This window comes from Acinetobacter sp. NIOH-H-8, from assembly GCF_046635365.1.
GTDB lineage: Bacteria > Pseudomonadota > Gammaproteobacteria > Pseudomonadales > Moraxellaceae > Acinetobacter.
The window spans coordinates 1-418 of sequence record NZ_JBHDVN010000258.1 but is presented as its reverse complement, the minus strand read 5'-3'; the positions used below and the strand labels follow the sequence as shown (position 1 = coordinate 418).

Genomic DNA, 418 nt, shown 5'->3' with positions numbered 1-418 from the left:
ATATTTAGTAACCGTATTGTTTTTCTAAAATGCCATAATTAAAAAATGACTTTCGCGAAAATAGAAAATCCAGGATTAAAACTTAAAGAAATAGACAATCTAATAATGTGCAATGAGAGAAAGGTGGCACAAAATTTGAATGTGATAAGGAGGATTGCAATGGGTATTTTAAGTGGAAATCCAACAGATGAACCGATGCATTACGGAGAGGTTTATGGTGTTTGGGCAGCTGTGTTTTCTGGAAAGGCAATGGTTGCTGCATACCAAACTTTATTAAACCATACAGGCGACGAAGACTTAAAACAACTAATTAAAGAAGCAATTGAACAAGGTAAGCAGGATTTAACGGAGCTAGAAGCATTGTTAAAAGCAAATGGTGTTGGGTTACCACCAACTCCACCAGAGCGCCCGACTGCAG

The 418-nt window shown here is 37.3% G+C and carries 1 protein-coding gene; it reads left to right on the top strand.

The window, feature by feature from the left end; all coding sequences use genetic code 11:
- Positions 1–45: 45 nt before the first annotated feature.
- Positions 46–418 (top strand): DUF3231 family protein (locus tag ACEWB7_RS18115; protein ID WP_411581104.1); only part of this gene is annotated, 373 nt, incomplete at its 3' end.